This window comes from Streptomyces sp. NPDC060031 (assembly GCF_042736805.1).
GTDB lineage: Bacteria > Actinomycetota > Actinomycetes > Streptomycetales > Streptomycetaceae > Streptomyces.
In genome coordinates, this window is record NZ_JBHWVM010000073.1 from 1 (window position 1) to 15535 (window position 15535).

The 15535-nt window shown below is 72.8% G+C and carries 14 protein-coding genes; 5 read left to right on the plus strand and 9 right to left on the minus strand.

Translation table 11 applies throughout. The features are described 5' to 3' along the window. Positions 1 to 327: 327 nt before the first annotated feature. Together ACFWB8_RS27095 and ACFWB8_RS27100 are read left to right on the plus strand one after the other, a co-directional pair. The gene (locus tag ACFWB8_RS27095; RefSeq protein ID WP_385232369.1) at positions 328 to 633 is read left to right on the plus strand and encodes a 4a-hydroxytetrahydrobiopterin dehydratase; all 306 of its coding nucleotides are present in this window, start codon (positions 328 to 330) and stop codon (positions 631 to 633) included. Between the two features lie 17 nt (positions 634 to 650). Then, positions 651 to 1391 carry a class I SAM-dependent methyltransferase gene (locus ACFWB8_RS27100; RefSeq protein WP_385232446.1) on the plus strand — a complete coding sequence of 247 codons (741 nt, stop codon included), beginning with the start codon at positions 651 to 653 and terminating at the stop codon, positions 1389 to 1391. A 46-nt stretch (positions 1392 to 1437) separates the two neighbouring features. On the opposite strand, the gene ACFWB8_RS27105 is transcribed toward ACFWB8_RS27100, so the two are convergent. The 7 genes from ACFWB8_RS27105 to ACFWB8_RS27135 all read right to left on the minus strand — a co-directional run bounded on the left by ACFWB8_RS27105 (position 1438) and on the right by ACFWB8_RS27135 (position 10510). Beyond that, positions 1438 to 1866 (minus strand): RICIN domain-containing protein, encoded by a 429-nt coding sequence (locus ACFWB8_RS27105; RefSeq protein ID WP_385232372.1) that lies wholly within the window; start codon positions 1864 to 1866, stop codon positions 1438 to 1440. Positions 1867 to 1875: 9 nt separating this feature from the next. Then, positions 1876 to 2724 (minus strand): aldo/keto reductase, encoded by an 849-nt coding sequence (locus tag ACFWB8_RS27110; RefSeq protein WP_385232375.1) that lies wholly within the window; start codon positions 2722 to 2724, stop codon positions 1876 to 1878. A gap of 126 nt (positions 2725 to 2850) precedes the next feature. Continuing rightward, the gene (locus tag ACFWB8_RS27115) at positions 2851 to 3621 is read right to left on the minus strand and encodes an ABC transporter ATP-binding protein (RefSeq protein WP_385232377.1); all 771 of its coding nucleotides are present in this window, start codon (positions 3619 to 3621) and stop codon (positions 2851 to 2853) included. Then, positions 3618 to 6308, minus strand: coding sequence for an ATP-binding cassette domain-containing protein (locus tag ACFWB8_RS27120; protein WP_385232380.1), 2691 nt, complete (start codon positions 6306 to 6308; stop codon positions 3618 to 3620). The genes ACFWB8_RS27115 and ACFWB8_RS27120 overlap by 4 nt, the downstream gene beginning before the upstream one ends. A 10-nt stretch (positions 6309 to 6318) precedes the next feature. Further along, positions 6319 to 7572 carry an ABC transporter substrate-binding protein gene (locus ACFWB8_RS27125; protein ID WP_385232383.1) on the minus strand — a complete coding sequence of 418 codons (1254 nt, stop codon included), beginning with the start codon at positions 7570 to 7572 and terminating at the stop codon, positions 6319 to 6321. Positions 7573 to 7687: 115 nt separating this feature from the next. Next, a complete protein-coding gene (locus ACFWB8_RS27130) occupies positions 7688 to 9511 on the minus strand; it encodes an AMP-dependent synthetase/ligase (RefSeq protein WP_385232386.1) in 1824 nt (607 codons plus the stop codon). A 144-nt stretch (positions 9512 to 9655) separates the two neighbouring features. Continuing rightward, complete coding sequence (locus ACFWB8_RS27135; protein ID WP_385232389.1) at positions 9656 to 10510, minus strand: LysR substrate-binding domain-containing protein; 855 nt, start codon at positions 10508 to 10510, stop codon at positions 9656 to 9658. A 168-nt stretch (positions 10511 to 10678) separates the two neighbouring features. Here ACFWB8_RS27135 and ACFWB8_RS27140 point away from each other — a divergent pair, with 168 nt between their 5' ends. Further along, complete coding sequence (locus ACFWB8_RS27140; protein WP_385232392.1) at positions 10679 to 11731, plus strand: bile acid:sodium symporter family protein; 1053 nt, start codon at positions 10679 to 10681, stop codon at positions 11729 to 11731. Between the two features lie 9 nt (positions 11732 to 11740). Next, positions 11741 to 12175, plus strand: coding sequence for a (2Fe-2S) ferredoxin domain-containing protein (locus tag ACFWB8_RS27145; protein WP_385232395.1), 435 nt, complete (start codon positions 11741 to 11743; stop codon positions 12173 to 12175). Here ACFWB8_RS27145 and fdhD read toward each other — a convergent pair. Next, complete coding sequence (fdhD, locus tag ACFWB8_RS27150; RefSeq protein ID WP_385232398.1) at positions 12172 to 13014, minus strand: formate dehydrogenase accessory sulfurtransferase FdhD; 843 nt, start codon at positions 13012 to 13014, stop codon at positions 12172 to 12174. The two genes, ACFWB8_RS27145 and fdhD, sit on opposite strands and share 4 nt — an antisense overlap. 217 nt (positions 13015 to 13231) lie before the next feature. On the opposite strand from fdhD, the gene ACFWB8_RS27155 reads away from it, so the two are divergent. After that, positions 13232 to 14173, plus strand: coding sequence for a beta-ketoacyl-ACP synthase III (locus ACFWB8_RS27155; RefSeq protein WP_385232401.1), 942 nt, complete (start codon positions 13232 to 13234; stop codon positions 14171 to 14173). 7 nt (positions 14174 to 14180) lie between these two features. On the opposite strand, the gene ACFWB8_RS27160 is transcribed toward ACFWB8_RS27155, so the two are convergent. Then, on the minus strand, positions 14181 to 15515 hold the full coding sequence (locus tag ACFWB8_RS27160) for a radical SAM protein (protein WP_385232450.1): 1335 nt from the start codon (positions 15513 to 15515) through the stop codon (positions 14181 to 14183). Between the last annotated feature and the right edge of the window lie 20 nt (positions 15516 to 15535).

The following is a 15535-nucleotide window of genomic DNA, read 5'->3' on the forward strand; positions in this document are numbered from 1 at the left end:
CCGCGGCCGCGCCGGCCGACAGGGCTCCGGCGGTGGCCGCCGCGCCCGCGATGAAGGTACGCCTGGAACTGCCGGCGCCGGCGCCTGTGCCCGCACCTGTGCCCGCACCCATGCCTATGCCCGCGCCTGTGTCCGTTCCCGTGCCCGCCATGGTGATGCCCCCTGGTTACCGCTGGTAACAGTCGTCTCAGGCGCAGGAGCATAGGGGTGGCGCGGTTGCCATGGAAGTTGCGCAGGAGTACCCGAGCGCACTATGGCGCGAAAGGCTCCCTCCGGCGTGCGCTGTGGCAATCTTGACCACACGTCACGGGGAAGAGGAGCCGGTGCATGCCGAGTGAGCCGCTGTCACAGAAGGAAATCGAGGACCGGTTGCGGGAACTCCCCGGCTGGGCCTTCGAGGACGACCACATCCTGCGCACCTACCGGCTGGGCACGCACTTCGCGGCGAGCGCGCTGGTCACCCATATCGCCGCCGTGCAGGAGGAGTTGAACCACCACTCCGACCTCACCCTCGGCTACAACACGGTCCGTTTGTCGGTGAACAGCCACGACGCGGGCGGCGCGGTGACCGAGAAGGACTTCGAACTGGCCCAGCGCGTCGAAGGCCTCGCCCCGGCCCACGGCGCCGCCTGATGGCGAGACTCCGGACCCTGCTCGACTACGACGCCGAGGCCGAGGCCTACGACGCCACGCGCGGCGGCGCCCCGCGCGCCGAGGCCGCGGCGGCCGCGGTCCTCGGCCTGCTCCCCGCGGCCACCCGCAGCCTGCTCGACCTCGGCTGCGGCACCGGCATCGTCACCACCCGGCTGGCGTCGGGCCGCCCGGGGCTGCGGGTCCTGGGCGCGGACGCCTCGTACGGGATGGCCGCGATGGCCGCGGCCCGCGGGCTCCCGGTGGTGCTCGCCTCCGGCACCCGGCTGCCGGTGCGGACGGGGTCGGTGGACGCCGTGAGCGCGGTGTGGCTGCTGCACCTGCTGCGGGAGCCCGGCGGGGTGCAGGCCGTCATCGCCGAGGCCGGGCGGGTGCTGCGGCCCGGCGGGGTCTTCGTCACCACCGTGGACAAGGACTCCGCGCACGACGTCGGCAGCGACATCGACGCGGTGCTCGCACCGCACCTGACGCCCGCCCCGGCCGACTCGACCGAGGCCGTGACCGGCTGCGCGGCCGCCGCGGGCCTGCGCCCCGCCGGCGAGGCCCGCTTCCTCGGCCACGGCCAGGGCCGCTCCCCGCGCGCCGCCGCGGCCGCGCTGCTGGCCGGGCAGTACGCCTCCCGCGTCATGCCGCGCGGGATCACCCCGCGGGAGCTGGCGGACCGGCTGGAGCTGCTGCCCGACCAGGAAGTCCCGCGCGCGGAGCCGGCGTACCGGCTGCGGAGCTTCGTACGCGACTGACCGCTCCGCTCGGGGCCCGGGACGGGACCTGCCGGTCAGAGGCGGCCTAGGAGTCCGCGACCGGCTCCAGGCGCCACCACTGCGCCGGGGAGTCGGTGTCCTCGCACTGGCGGGCCTGGCCCTGCGCGTCCGCCTCCAGCGGCAGACCGCTGATCGCGGCGATCAGCGAGACCACGCCGGGATCGTCGAGGTGCTCCTCGACGATCCACTCCTGCGCGCCGAAGGCGTTCGCCCGCCACACCTGGACGCGGGTGCCGCTCTCGGCCGAGGCGTTCGCGACGTCGAGCCGCTTGCCGTTGTGGACGCTGACCAGGTGGAAGAGGCCGCCGCCGCTGTGCACCGGCGAGATCGCCCACTGCCGGGCGGCCGGGGGCGTGCCGTCGGGGCCGACGCGCACCCGGTTGCCGCCCTCCACCTGGAGCAGCAGGCCGTCGGCGACATTGCGGACCAGGTAGACGCCGTCAGGAGCCTGCACGGCGGCCGCTCAGGCGTCGAAGACGGCGGGATCGGGCCCGATCCGGCGGCCCGCGGAGCCGGCGCCCAGGGCGTCCAGCGCGGCGATGTCGGCGGCGTCCAGCTCGAAGCCGAAGACGTCCAGGTTCTCCCGGATCCGGGACGGGGTCACGGACTTGGGGATCACGACGTTGCCGAGCTGGAGGTGCCAGCGCAGCACCACCTGGGCGGCGGAGCGGCCGTGCTTGGCGGCGATGCCGGCGACGGCGGGGAGCGTCAGCAGCTCCTTGCCCTGGCCGAGCGGCGACCAGGCCTCGGTGGCGATGCCCAGGCGAGCGTGCGCCTCGCGCAGCTCGGCCTGCGGGAGGAGCGGGTGCAGCTCGATCTGGTTCACGGCCGGGACCAGGGAGCTCTCGGCGCCGAGCCGCTCCAGGTCGGCCGGGCGGAAGTTCGACACGCCGACGGCCTTCGCGCGGCCGCTCGCCGCGATCTCCTCGAAGGTCTTCCAGATGGCGAGGAAGTCCTCGCGCATGGGGCGCGGCCAGTGGATCAGGTACAGGTCGACGTGGTCCAGGCCCAGCTTCGCGAGCGAGGTGTCGAACTCGCGCAGCACGTTGTCCCGGCCCCAGGTCTCGGACGGGCCGTTCCACAGCTTGGTGGTGACGAACAGCTCCCCGCGCGGCACCCCGGCGGCGGCGACGGCCTTGCCGGTACCCCGCTCGTTGCCGTAGATGGCCGCCGTGTCGATGCTGCGGTAGCCCGCCTCCAGCGCGGTCGTGACGGCCCGCTCCGCCTCGGCGTCCGGGACCTGCCAGACGCCGTAGCCGAGCTGGGGCATGAGCGTGCCGTTGTTGAGCTTGATGCTCGGGACCTGGTTCACGTCTGGCTCGTTCCTCGGTTCTGGGCGGGCTGGCGCCGGTCGTCTGTGGATCTCCCCACGACCGGCGACAACCGGACGTCCGGACCGCGTATTCCCGCCAGACGGATGGTCGCCACGGGGCGGGGTTCAGGCCCCCAGGTAGGCCTCCCGTACGAGGGGGTTCGCCCGTACCTCGGCGGCCGTTCCCTCGGCCAGCACCGTACCGAGGTCCAGTACGACCACGCGCGTGCACAGGTCCATCACGAAGGCGACGTTGTGCTCGACCAGGAGCACCGCGCAGCCCTCCTCCGCGGCCAGCCGCCGGACCACCGTCGCGAGCCGCTCCCGCTCGGGGGCCGACATGCCGGACGCGGGCTCGTCCAGCAGCAGCACCCGCGGCGGATCGGCCACGGCGCGGGCCAGCTCCACCATCCGGGCCTGTCCCACGGGCAGCCCGCCGGCGTACGCCGCCCCGAGCGGGCCGATGCCGCACGACTCCAGTACCCGCTCACCGCGCTCACGGCGTTCGTGCTCGCGGCGGCGCCGGGCCGGGGAGGAGAGGAGATCGGCCGCGAGACCGCCCCCGCCGCCGCGCCACTCCTGCGCGACGAGCACGTTGTCGGCCACGCTCAGCTGCCCGAAGAGCTGCTGGCGCTGGAAGGTCCGGCGCATCCCGTGCCGGGCCCGCCACACGGGGGAGCGGCGGGTGATGTCGGCCCCGTCGAGCAGCATCCGCCCCCGGTCCGGCCGCCGGATCCCGGACAGGACGTCGAACAGCGTGGTCTTGCCGGCCCCGTTCGGCCCGATCAGCCCGCACACCTCGCCGGCCCGGATCCCGAGGTCGACCCCCGTCAGCGCTTTGACACCGCCGAACCGGACGCTGATCCCGCTGCCCTGCAGCACGTACGGCGTCGTCATGTGGCGATCCCCAGGTAGGCCTCGGTGAGCCGGTCCGCCTCCACCTCGGCGCGCGGGCCGCACCAGGAGACCCGGCCCTGCGCGAGGTAGGCGACGGTGTCGGCGATCCCGAGGATCTCGGCGGCCTTCTCCTCCACCAGCAGCAGCGCGGTGCCGGCGTCGCGGAGTTCGGTGAGCAGCGCGTACACCTCTTCCACCACGCGGGGTGCGAGGCCGAGCGAGGGTTCGTCGGCGATCAGCACCTCGGGCGGCCGCTGCAACAGCGGGGCGAGGGCGAGCAGTTGCTGTTCCCCGCCGGACAAGGCGCCGGCGGCAACGCTGCGGCGCTCGCGCAGCCGGGGGAACCGGGCGTAGACGGCGTCCCGTTCGGCGGCGTCCTTCAGGTACAGGGCCAGATTCTCCTCGATGCTGAGCGCGGGGAAGATCCCACGGCCCTCGGGGGCCAGCAGCACCCCGCCGCGGGCCCGGCACACGGCCCCGTCGTCGGTCATGTCCCGCCCGCCCACGTGGACGGCCCCGCGGGTGACGGGCAGCAGTCCGGCGGCCACCCGGCAGGCGGTGCTCTTCCCGGCCCCGTTGGGCCCGAGCACGGCGAGGATCTCCCCTCTGCGGACGATGAGATCCACCCCGTGCAGCACGAGCCCGCCGTCATACCCGGCGGTTACGCTGCGCAGCTCGAGGGCGGGTACGACGGGGGCGGGCGATTTCAGCGCTGGCCCGGGCGGATCCGGCCTCGCCGGCGCTGGAGGCGCGGGGTCCGGGGCGGAGCCCCGGGAAGCGGCGGCGCGCCGCTTGGCCAACCGCACCGGAACGGCCGCGCAGTACCCGTCGGGGTCATTGGCCAGGGCCAGGCCCGCCAGGCCGAACAGGATCACCGGCAGGTGCGCCGACGAGGTCACGTAGTCGGACAGGACGCGCGGGGCGAGTGCGAACACCAACCCGGCCACGGCCGCGTACTGCGGCCTGCGCACACCCGCCGCCACGACCACCGCCAGCCACACCAGCCCCGTCATCGCCGTGAAGTCCGTTGCCGTGATGCGGGTGTTGTACGACGCGTACATCACGCCCCCGAACCCGGCCAGCCCCGCCGACAGCGTGAACAGCAGCAGCTTCGTACGCAGCACCGACACCCCGCAGGCCATCGCCGCGGCCGGAGCCGACCGCACGGCCAGCATCGCCCGCCCGGTCGGCGAGTTGCGCAGCGCGCTCAGCCCCGCCGCCACCACGGCGACCAGTACGACCAGCGCCACCCCGAGGGCCCGGTCGTCGGACAGGTCCACCGGCCCGAACACCGGACGCGGGACCGACCAGCCGGAGTCGCCGTTGCGCAGCCACCGCATCTGGAAGAGCACCTGGTCGGCCAGGAACGCCAGCGCGAGGGTGGCCAGCGCCAGCGAGCGCCCGCCGAGCCGCAGCGCGGGCAGCGCGACGAGCGCCCCCAGCACGGCCGCCACGCACGTGCCCACCGCGGCGGCCGCCACGAACGGCCAGCCCCGGCTCATCAGCAGCCCCGCCACCAGCGCGGCCCCGGTCACGAACGTGCCCTGGGCCAGCGACACCATCGCCCCGAGCCCGGTCACCACCGTGAAGGACATGAACACCAGGGCCAGCGCGAGCCCTTGCGCGAGGAGCCCGCTCCAGAACGGGGTGGTCACCGTGTAGAACGCCGTGCCCAACAGCACCGCCGCGCCGGCCCACACCCCCCACCGCCGCACCCAGGGCGCCCCGGCGAGGTGGTCCACCGAGGGTGCGTCCACGGCGGCCGTCCCGGCGGTCCGCGCCCGCCGGGTCAGCACCAGCAGCCCCGCGAACAGGATCAGGAACGGCACCGCCGTGCGGAAGCCCGTGATGTCGTCGGCGAAGTGTGCGTACCCGACGGCCAGGTTCTGCAGCACTCCGAGCCCGAGCCCGCCCGCGAAGGCGAGCGGCACGGACGCGAACCGCCCGATGACCGCCGCCGTGGCCGACACGAACAGGAACAGCGTGAAGTCGTGCGCCGACAGCCCCAGCAGCGGCGTCGCGAGCACCCCGGCCAGACCCGCCAACCCCGACGCGATCATCCACGCCCCCGACGACAGCCGGTCGGCGCTGATCCCGCGCAGTTCGGTGAGCGAGCGGTTGTCGACGGCGGCCCGCAGCAGCAGCCCCAGCCGGGTGTGCCGCATCAGCACCCACAGGGCCACCGCCACCACCGCCGTCACCACCCAGGTGATCAGCTGGTCGGAGTCGATGCCGACGCCGTCCAGGGGCTGCCAGGCCTTCGCGGGGCTCGGCCCCACGCCCGGCAGGCCGAACTGGTTCTCGGCCGGCTTCATGGGGGCCCCCGCGTCCGCGAGCAGCTCGACCGCCCACAGCCCGGCCGCCGGCAGAGCCACCAACAGCCCGATGGTGGCCACGATCTGCGCCGTCTCGCCGACGTGGGCGAGGCGCCGAAACATCAGCCGGTCCAGGGCCCATCCGAGTCCGGGGGCCAGTACGCACACCACCAGCAGCGCCGCCGGGACGGCCGGCCACCCCAGCCCGGAGTGCAGTTCGTAGAAGGTGAGCGCACACAGGTAGGCGGTGGCCCCGTGCGCGAAGTTGAACAGCCCGGACGCCGAGTACGACAGCACCAGCCCGGAGGCGAGCAGTGCGTACAGGGCGCCGGACACCAGACCGCTCAGTACGACGGCGAGCAGATCTCCCATGCCCGCACCCCTACTTGAAGGGGATCGGCTCGTGGCACTTGAACGGTACGGAGACCTCGTACGCCCCGTTCTTCAGCTGGACGAGCGCCCCGCAGCCGAAGCTGTCCTTCTGCCCCTTGGGCTCCACCCGGTCGCCGACGAGGGTGCCGGTGTCGGAGAAGCCCTGCGCGGCGGCCTGGAAGGACTCGACGGTCAGGTTCTTCCCGGCCTTCCCCGCGATGGACACGAAGAGGTCCGCCGACATGTACCCGGTCAGCATGTGCATGTTGAGCGGTACGTCCTGACCGCCCGAGGCGGCCTTGATGTCGGCCTTGAACTGCGCCATCTTCGGGTCCGTCGACTCGAACGGCTGGAACTGCAGCAGGACGTGCACCCCGTCCAGGGCCTGCTTGGTGGCGTCCTTGGCGAGCAGCCCGGGATCGTAGTCGGTCGGGTCGGAGAGCAGCCCCTTGTAGCCGCTGCGCTTGAGCGCGGTGAACAGCCCGATGTTGTTGGGGGTCTGCATGACCGAGACGACGGCGTCCGGCGCCTTGCCGTCGTTGCTGTCGAGGATCTCCTTCACGTACGCCGACCAGTCGCTCGGCACGGCGGTGCCGGGCACGGCGGCCTTGGCGTACGAGACCTTGAACCCGGCGCTGGTGAACCCTTGTTGGAAGGTGCGCACACCGAACTTCCCGGCGTCGCTGTCATTGGCGATGATCGCCACCGACTTGCCCTGGGCCCCGCCGAGGAGTTGGCCGATGCCCTGCGGCCAGGTCTGGTTGATGGTGCCGCCGGGAGTCGGAACGAGGCATCCGTTGAAGCCGTAGATGTACTTGGGTCCGCAGAAGGAGGGCAGTGTGCCCCAGCCGAAGGTGGGCACCTTCTCCTGTTCCAGGAAGTCGGCGCCGGAGAAGGTGACCGAGCTCATGGGGGAGACCGCGAAGACCTTGTCCTGCTGGACCAGCTTGCGGGCGGCGGCCAGGTTCTTGGCGGGGTCCTGCCCGTCGTCCTCGGCTCCGATGTAGTCGATCTTCCGCCCGTTGACGCCGCCCTCGGCATTGGCTCTCAGGTACCGGGCCTTGGCTCCGAGATCGGTGTCCTTCTTGCTGTAGCCGCTGGCGCTGGTCATCGACACGATCCCGCCGACCTTGACGGAATCGGCGCTCACCCCGCGGGAGTCGCCCTCCTTCGAGGGCGAGCTGCTCCCGGAGGCGGAGTTGCAGGCGGAGACGAGCGCGAGGGCCGCTGCCGCGGCGGCCAGGGTGCGGATCGGTCGCAACATGTGTGGGATCCCCTCCGGTCGGAATCCCCGCATTCTGTGCGTGACCTGACGCTCCGTCAATATGACTGACAAGGTGAAGTGACGGTCCGTCAGATTGCGATGTGCGGTCGGCGGATCAGGGCGCGTACAGGGCCGCGACCTCCCTCGCGTACGTCTTCTCGATGGCCCGCCGCTTCAGCTTCAACGACGGCGTCAGCAGGCCGCGCTCCTCGGTGAACTGCTCGGCCAGCACCCGGAAGGTGCGGATCGCCTCGGCCTGGGAGACCAGGGTGTTCGCGGCGACCACCGCCCGGCGGATCTCCGTCGCGAGATCGGCGTCGTGCACCAGGTCCGAAGCCGGCAGCTGCGGGCGGCCCCGCATCGACATCCAGTGCGCCAGCCCCTCCGTGTCCAGGGTGATCAGGGCCGCGATGAACGGCCGGTCGTTGCCCACCAGCACGCACTGGGACACCAGGGGATGCGAACGCACCCGCTCCTCCAGGGCGGTCGGCGAGACGCTCTTGCCGTTGGAGGTCACGAGGATCTCCTTCTTGCGCCCGGTGATGGTGAGGTAGCCGTCCTCGTCCAGCCGCCCCAGGTCCCCCGTCGCCAGCCAGCCGCCGCGCAGCACCTCCTCCGTGGAGCGGGGGTCGTTGAGGTACCCCGAGAACACGTGCCCGCCGTGCAGCCACACCTCCCCGTCGTCGGCGATGTGCACCGTGCTGCCGGGGATCGGCCGTCCGACGGTTCCGTACTTCGTGGCCCCGGGCGGGTTCGCGGTGGCCGCCGCGCACGACTCGGTCAGTCCGTAGCCCTCGAACACCGTGATCCCCGCACCGTCGAAGAACAGCCCCAGCCGGCGCGACATCGCGGACCCGCCGGACATCGCGTGCCGCACCCGGCCGCCCATCGCGTCGCGGACCTTCCCGTACACCAGCTTCTCGAACAGCTGGTGCTCCATGCGGAGTTTGGCCGAAGGGCCGGGCCCGAGGCCGAACGCCTTCTGCTCGCGCGCCTCCGCGTACCGTACGGCCGTCTCCACCGCCCGGTCGAAGGGGCCGGTCCGCCCCTCCGCCTCGGCCTTGCGGCGGGCGGCCGCGAACACCTTCTCGAAGACGTACGGGACCCCCAGCACGAAGGTCGGCCGGAACGCCGCCAGGTCCGGCAGCAACTCCGCCGCCGACAGGACGGGCTGGTGCCCCAGCTTCACCCGGGCCCGGACGGCGGCCACCTCCACCATGCGCCCGAAGACGTGGGCCAGGGGCAGGAAGAGCAGGGTGGAAGGCTGCTCACCCGGCCCCGCCTGGAAGACGGACTCCCAGCGGGCGACCATCGTGTCGGCCTCGTACATGAAATTGCCGTGCGTCAGCACACAGCCCTTGGGCCGGCCCGTGGTCCCCGAGGTGTAGATGACGGTGGCGATGGCGTCGGGGGTGACAGCCCCGCGATGGCGGTGCACCACGTCCTCGGACACGCCGCGGCCGTCCTCGACGAGCCCGTCCACCGCGCCCGAGTCGAGCTGCCAGAGCCTGCGCAGGCCCGGCAGCCGCTCGATCACCGACCCGACGGTCATGGCCTGGTCCTCGTTCTCGACGACACAGGCCGTGCACCCGGAGTCGTACAGGATCCAGTGCACCTGCTCGGCGGAGGAGGTGGGGTAGACCGGAACCGGCTGGGCGCCGATCGCCCAGAGGGCGAAGTCGAAGACGGTCCACTCGTAGCGGGTACGGGACATCACGGCGACCCGGTCGCCGAAGCCGATGCCGTGGGCCAGCAGCCCCTTGGCGAGGGCCAGCACCTCGGCGGCCAGCTCGCCGGAGGTCACGTCCTGCCACACTCCGTCGGCCTTCCGGCCGAGTACGACCCGGCCGGGGTCCTCGAGGGCGTGCAGGAAGACGACGTCGGCCAGACCGCCCACGGGCACGCCCGTGACGACCGGTGGGACGGTGATCTCGCGCAAGGCCCCGCTCCTCTCCGCGCAGCGCGGTGACGCTACCCCACCGACCCGGCCGGCCGGGGGCGTTGCGGAAACCTCCACAAGATCCCCCCGCGCCGCGTCCGGGCCGTGACCTGCGAGGGAGTGCGGATCTGCGGGTCCTTCAGGTCAGGCGGGCCTGCTGAGACGGTCGCCGCCCGCGAGGATCGCCGCCGCCAGCGCCTCGGAGGCCGCCGTCGGGCGGCGGTCCCCCTGGAGCAGCGCGAACTCCACCGTCCCGAGGTCCGCGAGCCCGGCCACCCGCACCAGGCCCGGCGGGATCAGGCCCCGGGTGTGGGCCATCACCCCCAGGCCCGCGCGGGCCGCCGCGATCAGGCCGCTCAGGCTGCCGCTGGTGCACGCGATCCGCCACGGGCGCCCGTCGGCCTGCAGGACGTCCAGCGCGCGGGCCCGGGTGATCCCGGGCGGCGGGAAGACGATCAGCGGAACCGGCCGGTCGGGGTCCACCCGCAGTCCCTCCGCACCGATCCACACCATGCGGTCGCGCCACACCAGCCGGCCGCGCTCGTCGCCCGGGCCGCGGCGCTTTGCCAGCACCAGGTCGAGGCGGCCGGCGTCGAGCCGCTCGTGCAGCGTGCCCGACAGCTCCACCGTCAGTTCGAGCTCCACCTCGGGGTGCTCGTGGCGGAAGCGCTCCAGGATCTCCGGCAGCCGGGTCAGCACGAAGTCCTCCGAGGCCCCGAAGCGCAGCCGTCCCCTGATCCGCTTCCCGGTGAAGAAGGCCGCCGCGCGCTCGTGCGCCTCCAGGATCGAGCGGGCGAAGCCCAGCAGGGCCTCGCCGTCCTCGGTCAGCTCCACGCTGTGGGTGTCGCGGGCGAAGAGCGTGCGGCCCGTCGCCGCCTCCAGCCGCCGCACGTGCTGGCTGACCGTGGACTGGCGTACGCCGAGGCGCCCGGCGGCCTGCGTGAAGCTCAGGGTCTGGGCCACGGTGAGGAAGGTGCGCAGCTGTGCGGGGTCGTACATACCGCCCATCGTAGGCACGGCCATCGTGTTCCGTGATGACAGTCAGTGCGGTGTGCGGGTTTCCCGATCACCGTCCGACCACCGACGATCGAAGGAGCCCGTCCGTCCGCCCCCGCCCCCGCCCCGCCCCTTGCCCCCGCCCGACACAGCAAGTGAGCACCCAGCCCCATGCGCCGCCCGCACCTCCCCGCCCGGCTCCCCGCGGACCCGTTCATCCTGGGCCTGCTCGCCGCCGTCGCCGTCGCCGCCCTGGTCCCGGCCCGCGGCGCGGCCGCCTCCGCCGCCGATGCCGCCTCCACCGCGGCCGTGGCCCTGCTGTTCTTCCTCTACGGCGCCCGGCTCTCCACCCGCGAGGCCCTCGACGGGCTGCGCCACTGGCGGCTGCACGTCACCGTCCTCGCCTGCACCTTCGTCCTCTTCCCCCTCCTCGGCCTGGCCGCCCGCGGCCTCGTGCCCACCCTGCTGTCGCCCCCGCTCTACAGCGGCCTGCTCTTCCTCTGCCTGGTCCCCTCGACCATCCAGTCCTCCATCGCCTTCACCTCCGTCGCCCGCGGCAACGTCCCCGCCGCGATCTGCGCCGGCTCCTTCTCCAGCCTCGCCGGCATCTTCCTCACCCCCCTCCTCGCGGCCGGCCTGCTCGGCAACGGCGCGGGGGGCTTCTCCCCGGACTCCCTCCTCAAGATCGTCCTCCAGCTGCTGGCGCCCTTCCTCCTCGGCCGACTGCTGCGCCCGTGGGTCGGCGCCTTCCTGGTCCGCAACAAGAAGACGCTCGGCCACGTGGACCGCGGCTCGATCCTGCTCGTCGTCTACACCGCCTTCAGCGCGGGCATGGTCGCGGGGATCTGGCACCAGGTGAGCGTCCCGCGCCTCGGCGTCCTGCTGGCGGTGGAGGCCGTAATCCTGGCCGTCATGCTGCTGGCCACCTGGTACGGGGCGAAGCACCTCGGGTTCGGCCGGGAGGACCGCATCGCCATCCAGTTCGCGGGGTCGAAGAAGAGCCTGGCCGCCGGACTGCCCATGGCCAGCGTGCTGTTCGGCGCCCAGGCGGGCCTCGCCGTGCTGCCGCTGATGCTGTTCCACCAGATGCAGCTGATGGTGTGCGCGGTCCTGGCCCGCCGGCGCGCGCAGGACCCGGTGGCCGAGCCCGGCGCCGAACTGCCCACCGCCCGTGTGGCGGAGGTCTCGCCGACCGGTCAACACCCCAGCTCGCAGGCCCGGTAACGTGCGGCGGTGACCTGGATACGCCCGCTCGGCGCACACGCCGAACGCCCCTGCACCCTGGTGGTCTGCCGCGGCTGCTGCTGCGGCGACCCCCGCAAGAACCCCGGCACCGACCACGCCGGCCAACTGGCCCGGCTGAGCGAGGCCGCCGCGGCCTCCGGAGGCCGCCTGGCCGTCCGTACGACCGACTGCCTCGGGCCGTGCGCGCAGGCCAACGTCATCGTGGTGCAGCCCGCCACCGAGGCCCGCCGCCGGGGCGCCCGCGCGGTGTGGTTCGGCTGGGCCCTGGACGACACGGCGACCGACGAGATCATCGCCTGGGCCGAGTCCGGCGGCCCCGGTGCCACCCCGCTCCCGCCGACCCTGGACCTGCACCGGATCGACCCCCCGGTCCCGAAGCCGGTGGCGTCCCGGTCCGCGGCCCGGCGCGGCCGCCGCGGTTAAGCCGTCCCTCCCGGCAGGGTGATCCGCTGCTCGCCCGCGTAGATGTTCATGTCCCGCCCCCGCAGGAAGCCGACCAGGGTGAGCCCCGTCTCCAGTGCCAGGTCCACCGCCAGCGAGGACGGCGCGGAGACCGCCGCCAGGATCGGTATGCCGGCCATCACCGCCTTCTGAGCGAGCTCGAAGGACGCCCGGCTCGACACCAGCAGGACCGCCCCCGTCAGCGGGAGCCGCCCGGCCTGAAGGGCCCGGCCGACGATCTTGTCCACCGCGTTGTGCCGGCCCACGTCCTCCCGTACGTCGAGCAGCTCGCCCGCCGCCGAGAACAGCGCGGCCGCGTGCAGCCCGCCCGTACGGTCGAAGACCTTCTGCGCCGCCCGCAGCCGGTCCGGCAACTCCCCGAGGAGCTCCGCGGACACCCGTACCGGGTCGGCGGCGATCCCCGGGAAGCGGCTCGCCGTACGCACCGCGTCCAGGCTCGCCTTCCCGCACAGCCCGCAGGAGGAGGTGGTGTAGACGTTGCGCTCCAGCGTGATGTCCGGGACCGGAACCCCGGCCCCGAGCTGCACGTTGACGACGTTGTAGGTGTTCGTGCCGTCCTCTGCCGCGCCCTCGCAGTAGGTCACGGCCCGTACGTCCGCCGCGGAGCCCAGCACGCCCTCGCTCACCAGGAAACCCACCGCCAGGGCGAAGTCGTCGCCCGGGGTGCGCATCGTGATGGCCAGCGGCTTGCCGTTCAGCCGTATCTCCAGCGGCTCCTCCGCGACCAGCGTGTCCGGCCGGGCCCCGGCTACGCCGCCGCGGATCCGGACGACGCGACGGCGTTCGGTGACCCGTCCCATGTGATCAGTCCACCCGTTCTGTACTCGCCGCGCACGTCTTCGTGCATCTGACGAGCCCATTCTCGCGGATCGGCTCCCGCCGACGCCCCCGGCAGGAAGATCCTCGGAATTCTCCAAATTCCGGTGCCCGAATCCTGTCGGGTCACGCGCCCCCGTACCCATCGGTAGCAGGCGAAGCTGGGAGATCCTGATTGTCGTACGAGGGGGGACCCCGCCCATGACCGGTTCACGCGTGGTGGCGCTAGGGCACTACCAGCCCGCGAAAGTGCTCACCAACGAGGACCTCGCGGCCATGGTCGACACGAACGACGAGTGGATCCGTTCCCGCGTCGGCATCAAGACGCGCCACGTCGCCGGCCCCGACGAACCGGTGGACGAGCTGGCCTACCAGGCCGCCGGCAAGGCCCTGGCGAGCGCGGGCCTGACCCCGGACGACATCGACCTCGTCCTCGTCGCCACCTCCACCGCGATCGACCGCTCGCCCAACATGGCCGCCCGCGTCGCGGCCAAGCTGGGCATGGGCAGCGGCCCCGCCGTCATGGACCTCAACGTCGTCTGCTCGGGCTTCACCCACGCCCTGGCCACCGCCGACCACGCGATCCGGGCCGGCTCCGCCACCCGCGCCCTGGTCATCGGCGCCGACAAGATGACCGAGATCACCGACTACACCGACCGCACCACCTGCGTGCTCACCGGCGACGGCGCCGGCGCGGCCGTGGTCGAGGCCTGCGACGAGCCCGGCATCGGACCCGTGCTGTGGGGCTCGGTGCCGGAGATGGGCCACGCCGTCCGGATCGAGGGCTCGCCCCCCGTCTTCGCGCAGGAGGGCCAGTCCGTCTACCGCTGGACCACCAGCCAGCTGCCCCCGCTCGCCCGCAAGGTCTGCGAGAAGGCAGGGGTCGCTCCGGAGGAGCTGGCCGCCGTGGTCCTCCACCAGGCCAACCTGCGGATCATCGAGCCGCTCGCCGCCAAGATCGGCGCCGTCAACGCCGTCGTCGCCCGCGACGTCGTCGACTCCGGCAACACCTCGGCCGCCAGCATCCCCATGGCCCTGTCCAAGCTGGTCGAGCGCGGCGAGGTCCCCTCCGGGGCCCCGGTCCTGCTCTTCGGCTTCGGCGGCAACCTCTCCTACGCGGGCCAGGTCATCCGCTGCCCGTAGGCGCCCGTCAGATGCCCGGGCCCTCGAGTCCCTCCAGGCTGTCCATGAACGAGCTGACGGAGAACACCGCGCGGCCGGGGCCGGCCGGGCCGTACCCGGGAGGCGAGCTCAGACCGAACTCCTCCAGCGTCGCCCGGTAGGTCTCCAGCAGGCGGATGTGGTACTCCAGCGGCGCGCCCTGCGGAGTGGCCTTGCCGAGCGGCGTCGTCGGCTCCGGGCACCAGGTGGTGAAGCGGGGCACGACCCCGCGGGACATGAAGAACCGCAGGCCCTCGGCGGTCGAGTCGATCGCCTCGCTCACCTTGGTGAAGCCCGCCGGCCCGGCCATCTCGATGCCCGCCACGAAGTTGGGGATCACATTGCTCGGGCCGAAGACCTCGGTGGACTCCAGGATCCTGCGGTGCCATTCGTCGCGGCCGACGTAGCGTTCCTTGCCCGGGCAGTGCAGCTCGAACAGCCGGCGGTCCCACACCTCGAAGTTGGGGTGGTAGATCCGGATGCCGTGGTCGTGGAAGCGCTGCACGGCATCGCGGGGCAGCGCCTGGGCGACGACCTTGCCGATCCAGCGGCCGGGGAAGCGCTCCTCGATGGCCTTCGCGTAGTGGCCGTAGAAGTCGGCCTCGTCGCGGCCCGCGACCTGCGAGGTGATCGAGCCGCCGGTGAGGGTGTAGGCGCGGGAGGTACCGGCGGTGTCGTACCGGTCGATGATCTCCAGGGCCTCCAGCACCTCCTCGACCGGCTTCACGCCGGTGTACGGCCGGCCCGCCGCCTTGTGCTGGCGCCAGTTGTGGTTGATGTCGCAGAACTGGCACTCCTCCTTGGCGCCGAAGTACTGGCACACCCGGAAGACCGTCAGGTAGATGAGGTAACCCCACTGGATGGTCGGCGCGACCTCCATCACCGACTTGCCGTTCGACAGCTTGTGCCGGTAGTACTCCGGCATCGGCGGCAGGCCGACGTCCGCGATCCGCGCGCCGTCCAGGTACAGGCCGAGCGTGCCGTCCTCGCCGCCGCGCACGACGTACGGGGAGTCCGGGTTGACCCGTACGGACACCACGGTGCGGCGCAGGTCGTACGGGCCGCCGGTGAGCACGATCTCCTCGGGCGGCCGGTTGAGCGCGGCGGCACCGAGCTCCGGCAGGGTGCGGTGGTCGAAGGAGAAGATGAAGTACGACTTCGGCTTGACGTCGCCGGAACCACCGTCGGCGGTGCCGCTGAGCGCGGACTCGTCAAAGGCCATGCCACCGCGCAGGAGGTCTTCCTTGAGCACCGCTTCCCGGGGCACGTGCGGGAAGCGCTCCATCAGTCCCTCGACCAGCGCGGTACGGCTCAGGCTCTCCATGTGCTGCTCCATCCCTGACT

Bases quoted from the DNA above. Each gene is read 5' to 3' on its own strand.
- ACFWB8_RS27095 (WP_385232369.1), top strand. From the start codon at position 328: ATGCCGAGTGAGCCGCTGTCACAGAAGGAAATCGAGGACCGGTTGCGG.
- ACFWB8_RS27115 (WP_385232377.1), bottom strand. From the start codon at position 3,621: ATGACGACGCCGTACGTGCTGCAGGGCAGCGGGATCAGCGTCCGGTTC.
- ACFWB8_RS27120 (WP_385232380.1), bottom strand. From the start codon at position 6,308: ATGGGAGATCTGCTCGCCGTCGTACTGAGCGGTCTGGTGTCCGGCGCC.
- ACFWB8_RS27125 (WP_385232383.1), bottom strand. From the start codon at position 7,572: ATGTTGCGACCGATCCGCACCCTGGCCGCCGCGGCAGCGGCCCTCGCG.
- ACFWB8_RS27135 (WP_385232389.1), bottom strand. From the start codon at position 10,510: ATGTACGACCCCGCACAGCTGCGCACCTTCCTCACCGTGGCCCAGACC.
- ACFWB8_RS27140 (WP_385232392.1), top strand. From the start codon at position 10,679: ATGCGCCGCCCGCACCTCCCCGCCCGGCTCCCCGCGGACCCGTTCATC.
- fdhD (WP_385232398.1), bottom strand. From the start codon at position 13,014: ATGGGACGGGTCACCGAACGCCGTCGCGTCGTCCGGATCCGCGGCGGC.
- ACFWB8_RS27155 (WP_385232401.1), top strand. From the start codon at position 13,232: ATGACCGGTTCACGCGTGGTGGCGCTAGGGCACTACCAGCCCGCGAAA.
- ACFWB8_RS27160 (WP_385232450.1), bottom strand. From the start codon at position 15,515: ATGGAGAGCCTGAGCCGTACCGCGCTGGTCGAGGGACTGATGGAGCGC.